We start from the raw sequence: 322 nt of genomic DNA on the forward strand, positions 1-322 counted from the left end.
GCCGTCCCATGCTGGTCGACGTGTTGAAGGATTGGGTAACAGAGACGAACGAGCAGTCTGCGGCATCAAACTGTTCTACCAGTCTGGCAAAGTCCGCCAGTGACCGGGTGAGCCGGTCGATCTTGTAAACAACGACCAGATACACCTTGCCATCCGCGATGTCCTCCAGAAGTCGCTGAAGCGCCGGACGCTCCAGGTTTCCACCCGACAAGCCGCCATCATCATAGTCTGCCGGGATCAACTTCCACCCCTCATGCCGCTGACTGGAGATATAACTCTCACAGGCCTCTTGCTGCGCATCGAGCGAGTTGAAGGCCTGATC

At 57.1% G+C, this 322-nt stretch carries 1 protein-coding gene; it reads right to left on the reverse strand.

Translation table 11 applies throughout. The features are described from left to right. A partial coding sequence (locus HY29_RS18095) for a recombinase family protein (protein ID WP_034799893.1) occupies nucleotides 1–322 on the reverse strand: 322 nt, incomplete at both ends.

The sequence above is a fragment of the Hyphomonas beringensis genome (assembly GCF_000682755.1).
Taxonomy (GTDB): domain Bacteria; phylum Pseudomonadota; class Alphaproteobacteria; order Caulobacterales; family Hyphomonadaceae; genus Hyphomonas; species Hyphomonas beringensis.